The organism is Ureibacillus terrenus (assembly GCF_006569205.1).
Taxonomy (GTDB): Bacteria; Bacillota; Bacilli; order Bacillales_A; family Planococcaceae; genus Ureibacillus; species Ureibacillus terrenus.
Window position 1 is genome coordinate 1 of sequence record NZ_VIGD01000033.1, and the last position, 7,382, is coordinate 7,382.

Annotated in this window: 7 protein-coding genes; all 7 read left to right on the plus strand. The window is 36.9% G+C overall.

The features are described from left to right. Nucleotides 1-751 (plus strand): polyprenyl synthetase family protein (locus tag FKZ59_RS13840; protein ID WP_141603337.1); only part of this gene is annotated, 751 nt, incomplete at its 5' end. Further along, the gene (gene comX / locus FKZ59_RS13845) at nucleotides 727-882 is read left to right on the plus strand and encodes a competence pheromone ComX (protein ID WP_013144165.1); all 156 of its coding nucleotides are present in this window, start codon (nucleotides 727-729) and stop codon (nucleotides 880-882) included. The genes FKZ59_RS13840 and comX, both read left to right, overlap by 25 nt. Nucleotides 883-888: 6 nt before the next feature. Then, nucleotides 889-3,153, plus strand: a complete 2,265-nt coding sequence (locus tag FKZ59_RS13850; RefSeq protein ID WP_141603338.1) for an ATP-binding protein — start codon at nucleotides 889-891, stop codon at nucleotides 3,151-3,153. Between the two features lie 22 nt (nucleotides 3,154-3,175). Next, entirely contained in the window at nucleotides 3,176-3,847 is a 672-nt protein-coding gene (locus FKZ59_RS13855) for a response regulator transcription factor (RefSeq protein WP_141603339.1), read from the plus strand. Nucleotides 3,848-4,051: 204 nt separating this feature from the next. Beyond that, complete coding sequence (locus FKZ59_RS13860; RefSeq protein WP_141603340.1) at nucleotides 4,052-4,849, plus strand: beta-ketoacyl-ACP synthase III; 798 nt, start codon at nucleotides 4,052-4,054, stop codon at nucleotides 4,847-4,849. Then, nucleotides 4,792-5,046: a 3-oxoacyl-[acyl-carrier-protein] synthase III C-terminal domain-containing protein gene (locus tag FKZ59_RS15250; protein ID WP_141603342.1), complete on the plus strand. Its 255-nt coding sequence runs from the start codon at nucleotides 4,792-4,794 to the stop codon at nucleotides 5,044-5,046. Before FKZ59_RS13860 ends, FKZ59_RS15250 begins: the two co-directional genes overlap by 58 nt. A 39-nt stretch (nucleotides 5,047-5,085) precedes the next feature. After that, the gene (locus FKZ59_RS13870; protein ID WP_181733308.1) at nucleotides 5,086-7,260 is read left to right on the plus strand and encodes an MMPL family transporter; all 2,175 of its coding nucleotides are present in this window, start codon (nucleotides 5,086-5,088) and stop codon (nucleotides 7,258-7,260) included. The last annotated feature ends 122 nt before the right edge of the window (nucleotides 7,261-7,382 follow it).

The following is a 7,382-nucleotide window of genomic DNA, read 5'->3' on the forward strand; positions in this document are numbered from 1 at the left end:
GATGATGTTGGCGGGAGATATGCTCGATGACCTCGTTGATCAAGACAGCTTGGAAACCACGTGGAACAAAGCACCTCTTACAACTTCACTTCATATAGCCATAGGGTTATTGTTAGCAGGACAAAAAGCTATTGTGGATTTACTTATTGATGATCATAAAAAAGCAAAGGCACAGTTATATATTTCATCTCGATTGCTTCAAAGCGTAAACGGGCAGCATATGGATGTCACATATGACATACAGACGGAAGCGGAGTATATAGAAATGGTGAAGAAAAAATCAGGTTCTTTAGTAGCAATGGCGTGTTTCGTCGGAACTGCATTAGCAGATGCTGAAAAAAACACTGTCATCATTGAAAAGTATGCCAATGATATAGGAATTGCTGCACAAATCGACAATGATATGGATGCATTGTATCGTTGGGATGAGAAGAACGACATCAAAGCAAAGAAGAAGTCGCTTCCGGTATTGTACATGCTGGCAAGTAAACGGGATAACTTATTGAAACAGTATTTTAGCAATCATATTGATTACAATGAGCTTTATGCCCAAAAGGAAAAAGTAATTCAGCAAATGGAACAGGAAGGAGCGTTTTATTATGCTAAAGTGATGAGCCATATTTACAAGGAAAAGGCTTTGCAAGAAATCGAGAAACTGGATGTAGACGATAGGTACAAATCCGTACTGAAAACAAATTATTTTGTAATGTTGGAGGGAGATCTGCAATGCAAGAAATCATTCGCTTTTTAGTAGAACATCCAGAAGTCATCGAAAAATTACAAAATGGTACGGTGAGCTTGATAGGTTTAAGTGAGTTAGAGGTAAAAGCGGTTGTAAAGGTATTTAGTGAATCGACGGAGCCGCTTGGATATTGGAAGTAGATAACGATGAATCGAACAGTCATTGCGATGATTGTTGCTTTGATTGTAGCGCTATATTTAACCATTTTAAATGTTAGGCATCCATTGATTGGTATGAATGTAATAGAAAACAAGAATGGTGATATTATTGTTAACGATATTTACGAGTTTGGTTGGGCAAAAAAAAATGGCATTCATATTAATGATCAAGTGCTGAAAGTGGACGGAAAGCCCCCGCTCTCCCATTTTACTGTCCGGAAATACAAAACAATTGAACAAGCGAAAACAATAACGATTCAGAGAGAAAATCAAATCCAAACATTGACGGTTGACTATAAATCGCATGGAACGGAACAATGGCTGTATTATATCGCCTTGCCGATGGGTTTTTTTCTATTCGCTGTTAGTTTAAGCATTTTTTTGCTTCGTCTGCGGCCGGATGACAAATCGGCCACCGTGCTTATTTACTTTTTATTATTGATAGGGCTTTGTTATATAAGTGCCAGCTTATCAGCGAAATATGCACTGTTTGGAAGGCAAATGTTTAACGGTATATTTTTAATATTGCCTGCCGTCTTTTTGCACTTCGTTCATCATTATTTTGAAAAAGAAAAGAAAGTGTGGTTCGCGAAAAAAATCGTCTTTTCCCTTTATGGGTTTAACTTAGTGATGTTCGTTGCCTCACTCATATCTTTATCGTTTCGTTCGATAAGTGAAGCGGAAGTGCTATTGGCTACATTTTTTATCAACATGGTCATCATTCTGGCTTTGTTAGGAAAAGGATTAGTTTATCTTAAAAAAGATGAACAGCAAAATACGGTCAAAGGTTTGCTTTTAGCCATTGGGCTATCTGCCGCACCATTTGTTTTATTTTATAGTCTCCCGGTTCTAATCATTGGAAAATGGGTACTGCCAGCTGAATTAACCGTTACTTCGTTTTTTGTGTTGCCCTCCGTCTTTCTTTATTTGATTTGTACAGATCGGTTATTTCGATTGCAGTTTTCCATCAATCGCTTTGTGTACTATGCTTTTTTATCATTCCTCCCAGCTTTTCTTATTACATTGCTTTATGCCAAATTTGTCAATGAAGCGTGGAGACTTGTTGAATTCGCTTTGTTGTTTTTACTAATTTATATAATAAATATCCTTGCTCTCTATTTAAAAGAATGTTTCGATCGAACATTAAGGACGAAGTTATACGTACAAAAAGACTTTTATCAAGAAAGTATATATCGGATCGGCGAAGCATTAAAAAAACAGAAAAACATGCAAGAAGTGATCCGATGCATGGAAAAAGAAGTGAGAGAAGTATTAGATATAGAGAATCTGGCTTTTGTACAATTGGCGGTCCAAAATAGGCAAGCACCTTTTCATTGCGATGAAAAAGAGTGGATGAAGTTAATCAAAAAGATGGATGGTCAACCACTTTCGATTGGAAAAATCATTGAAAATAAGCGTTTGTTTGCGGTCTTTGTAGGCTCGTTCCGCCAAAGTCCTTTACTATTAATAGGAAAAAAGAAACATCCCATTCCATTTCGGGCAGAACAAAAAGATTGGTTATCAACCATTGTCTATTATGCCAGTATCACGATTGAAAATATGTTAAAAGTAGAGGATTTCATAAAAGAGTTAGATAGCTTAAAGGAAAGAAGTAATTCTGTTTGGCTCACTCGTTTGATCTTCAAATGGTCAGAAAAGGAAAGAAGTAAGTTAGCCATTGATTTGCACGATACGATTATTCAAGATTTAATTGTTTTAAAACGGAAAGTGGAGAGTTTGCGCTTTCAGGATATGGATATGGAAGAAATGAAAAAGCAGCTAAACGACATCGAAGAGGAAATTGTAGATATGATTGATGTAACAAGGGAAACGTGCCATGAATTAAGACCGCCATTTTTGAGTCAAATCGGATTAAAGGAAGCGATCGTACAGTTAATCCAACGATTCCAATTACGTGTGAATGTAAAAGTGGAATGGCATATTCATTTATCAACCAAATTAGATGAAGAACGAGAACTTGCAGTATATCGGATTATCCAAGAATTATTAAACAATGCGCTGAAACATTCGCAGGCATCACATATTCAACTAACATTGGAGACTTACGATGAGAAAGTTCAACTTCATTATGTTGATAATGGTATAGGTATAGACATGGAAACATTAAATCATTGTGATGGCAAGCTTGGTTTGTTTGGCATAAAAGAGCGCGTTGAAAGCTTGAGTGGAACATGCGAGATGACGTCACAACTTGGAGATGGGCTACATATCATTGTCACAATCCCGTTATGAACATGAAAGGGGACTTACTTGTATGATTCATATTTTAATTGTCGATGATCATCGCCTTGTTGGTGAAGGGACAAAGAACATGCTGGAGAACGAACAAGATTTTCAAGTAGAACTTGTTACATCTGGCACAGAAGCGGAACAGATGATGGAACAACGTACATATGATGTGTTTTTGCTTGATTGGCGTATGCCGGATATGAGCGGCACCGAATTAAGTAAGCGAATTCTTCAAAAACAACCGAATGCGAAAATTGTCATATATACCGGATATGATGTTGCTCCTTTTTTTAATTATTTGATTGAATCAGGCATTACAGGTTTTGTCAGTAAAACGGGGACAAGCGAGCAATTGATTACAGCGATTCGCTGTGCATTAAGAGATGAAGTTGTCATTCCTGTGCATTTACTGCGTCAGCTGCATCGTTGCGAAGTAAAGGCCAAGATTGCAGAAAGTGAAGAACATGTTGCGCTGAGTCAGCTCGAGCAAGAAATATTAATGGAAGTCGCCAACGGTTTATGTAATAAAGACATTGCCAAAAAACATCATATAAGCCAGCGAAGTGTAGAAAGACACCTATCGCGTATCTTCATCAAGCTACACGTATCTTCACGAATAGAAGCCGTGGAAAAAGCAAAACAATTAGGGTTCATTCCAGAGCTTCATATGTTGTTAACGCCTTCATCGGATCGGTGAGGGCGTTTTCTCTTTTTTATTCAGGACTCCGCCATTTCGTGTCGGTACTCCGTCAAAAAATGGCGGGGTTCCGACACGATGTTGGCGGTGAAGGAACAAGGGATCATAAATATAATTGAGTATAGGGAGGGGATAAAAATGTTTAAAGTAAAAATTGCTGCGGGTATGCTGCAGCACCAATAAACATCCCAATCAGGGATAAAAATGTTTAAAGTAAAAATTGCTGGAATGGGAAAAGCCGTTGGTTCACTGAAAGTAAAAAGTGAAGAATTAGAAGAAAAAATGAATGTTACGAGCGGTTGGATTGTTAAGGCAACAGGTATTGAGTCTAGACATTATGTTGATTTTGAAAATGGAGAAAATGCGTTAACATTAGGTGTAAAAGCTGCTAAGCAGGCAATCCAAAATAGCGGAATTGATCCGGAGCAGATTGATTGTATAATTGGTGCGAATGGTTCTCCATTACAGGCCATTCCGTGCGGAGCTAGTTTATTTCAGCGAGAATTAGGTTTGGGCGATTCAGGGATTCCGTGTTTTGATGTTGATACGACGTGTTATAGTTTCAGATTAGCTTTATTTGTGGCGGCTAATCTTATTCATAATCAAGTCTACAATTGCATCTTAATCATCAGTTCAGATGCTCCAAGTCCAACATTGCCAAAAACTTCTAATGAGGTAAGAGCTCTGTTTGGAGATGGGGCTGCTGCTGCGATTGTCACCAAATCTGCAAAAGATGAAAAAAGCGTTCTTCATTATTTCAAAATGCAAACTTATGGTTCAGGGGCAAATTTGACATGTGTGAAAGGAGGAGGTACGTTAAGACACCCTAATGATCCAAATACGAGAATGGAAGATAATTTGTTTCAGATGGATGGCAGAAAAGTGTTTAGGTATGCAGTTCGTTTGCTTCCTGATTTTTTTCAAGATTTTTTTCTGAAAGTGGTATATGTCAAAGTGATGTTAAATATTTATTCCCTCATCAAACAAGCAAGCATGGAATAGACATTTTTAGAAAGTTTGGATTTCATTCAGAACAAATTGCCTCTCATATTTCTACACATGGGAACTGTATTGCAGCTTCTCTCCCAATGTTATTGTTTGACTATATAGAAGATAACAAGATTAATAGAGGAGATTTAGTGTTATTATTCGGAACTTCCGCCGGTTTATCTATAGGGTGTGTAGCCTTAACATATTAAAACAATACAGTGAATATTTTTTGGGATGTGATGATATTCATGTTTAAAAGCTTAGGTAAGATGACATATGTCTATCGCTGGATTATATTAGCTTTATGGGGAATCGCTTCATTTTTACTTATTTTATATGCATTTAAACTCCCGGATGTGCTCAGTGGCGATGGGTTTGAGATGAAAGGTTCTTATGCAAAAGTCCAAAAAATAGCGAAAGAGGAATTTAATCTTCCTAATAATAGCGTTATTGTTTTATTCGAAAAGGAAGAAAAAGTAAAGGAGGAGGCGTTTAGGCAGTTTATACTAAAAAAGCTGGAAAGTGTTCAAAATGTAGAGGGATTAGTTAGTCTTATATCTCCTTATGATCAAGAAGGGCAGTTAAAAGGCAGTGTAGCATTTGCTGTTTTGGGATTTGATCGGGAATTTAACGATATGGGGGATATACTCAATGAGTTAAAGATGAAGTTAAAAAGTGAGGATGGAATTCATATTCGTTTGACAGGACCGGCATTGATTAATGAGGATATGAATAAGGCAAGTCAAGAAGATTTGAAGAAAGCAGAAATGATTGGAATCCCGATTGCTTTAATTGTTTTATTAATCGCATTTGGGAGTTTTGTCGCGGCATCTGTTCCGATTGTGATTGGCTTACTTGCTGTTGGTTGTTCGATGGGAACTTTGTATTTCATCGGTCAGCAGAAAGAGTTATCCATCTTTACATTGAATATTGTTCCGATGATTGGATTGGCTTTAGGAATTGATTTTGCTTTGTTATTTATCAGTCGTTTTCGGGAAGAGCTAAAATCTAGGGATGTAAAGGAAGCAATTGTTGTTACAGCGCAAACTGCGGGGAGAGCTATCTTATTTTCGGCTTTATGCGTGATTTTAGGGTTAGCTAGCATGTTAGTTATTGATGTTGAAATTTTTAAGACAGTGGCCATCAGCGGAGCAGTGATTGTCATCTTCTCATTAGTCATAGCGCTGACATTTCTGCCTGCTCTTTTATCTGTAATAGGAAGAAATATTAACAAATTACAGGTTCTCGAGATTAAAGGAAGCGGAGAGGGTGTATGGCATCGATTTTCTAAGTTTGTCATGAATCGAGCAGGGATATTGTTGTTGATTAGCTTTGGAATTTTGCTTTTCTGTTCAATCCCTATTTCTAAGATGAAACTGAGCATCCCTGATGCTACAGCGCTTCCAAAGGAATATGATACTAGGATAGCGTACGAAATTTACGAAAAAGAATTTTTGGGTGAAAATCATTCGGAAGTGCTAATGATCGTTCGCACGAAAGAAAATGATATACTTGAAAAAGAATCTCTTAGACAGCTGGAAAATTTGTTGCAAGATTTAAAGAAGGAAGAGATCGTGGCAAGTGTTGATTCTATCTTTTCAATCATGGGAGATTTACATTACCAACAACTTTATATGCTTCTGCACAATGATGAAACGAAGAAAAAAATAGCTCCTTTCATTAATAAATTAGTGAAAGGTAATCAAACGATTTTTACTGTTCATTTAAATGTTGATTTTGATTCGGAAGAAGCAAAAGAGTTTGTGAAGCGCTGGGAAAAAAATGACGGTCAGATTGAAGTGTTATTGGGAGGTTTACCAAAGTTTAACCAAGAAATTCATGATGAAATCTCCGAAAATTTCAAGTATAGTTTATTGATAGTTTTTGTATCTACATTTATTATTTTAGTTCTAGCATTTCGTTCGATTGTTATTCCTTTAAAAGCTATTGTGATGAATATCATGAGTTTAATGGCTTCATTTGGGCTTTTAGTATGGATTTTTCAAGAAGGACATTTTGGCTTTGAACCGGTTCCCGCTATCGCCCTTATGATTCCGGTCTTCGTTTTTGGAGTTGTCTTCGGTTTATCCATGGATTATGAAGTTTTCCTGTTGTCTAAAATTCAAGAAATCTACTTGAAGACGAATGACAATGATAGAGCTACAATCGAAGGCTTATCCTCGACTAGCAGGGTGATTACATTTGCAGCGCTGATTATGATTATCGTAACAGGAGCATTTGCGTTTACAGGTATTGTTCCCGTCAAACAAATGGGGTTAGGAATAGCACTGGCTATTTTTATTGATGCTACAGTTGTTCGATTATTGCTTGTTCCATCGTTAATGAAGCTCATGGGAGATATAAATTGGTGGGCACCTAAGTTTTTAAAAAAGCTTCAACGAGCAAACGTTTTTCATGAATGAGAGTTTTGCAAAATTAGATTTTTATTAAAAAGAGTTTTAAAAGAAACCCAAATAAATTGGGGTATTTTGTATCTTTGGTTTACAAATATTCTGTTTGTCCTTTTTTGGGCGTACTTGCAGAA

What these genes read in the sequence shown, in the direction of transcription:
- comX (WP_013144165.1), top strand. Translation starts at nt 727, where the DNA reads ATGCAAGAAATCATTCGCTTTTTAGTAGAACATCCAGAAGTCATCGAA.
- FKZ59_RS13850 (WP_141603338.1), top strand. Translation starts at nt 889, where the DNA reads ATGAATCGAACAGTCATTGCGATGATTGTTGCTTTGATTGTAGCGCTA.
- FKZ59_RS13855 (WP_141603339.1), top strand. Translation starts at nt 3,176, where the DNA reads ATGATTCATATTTTAATTGTCGATGATCATCGCCTTGTTGGTGAAGGG.
- FKZ59_RS13860 (WP_141603340.1), top strand. Translation starts at nt 4,052, where the DNA reads ATGTTTAAAGTAAAAATTGCTGGAATGGGAAAAGCCGTTGGTTCACTG.
- FKZ59_RS13870 (WP_181733308.1), top strand. Translation starts at nt 5,086, where the DNA reads ATGTTTAAAAGCTTAGGTAAGATGACATATGTCTATCGCTGGATTATA.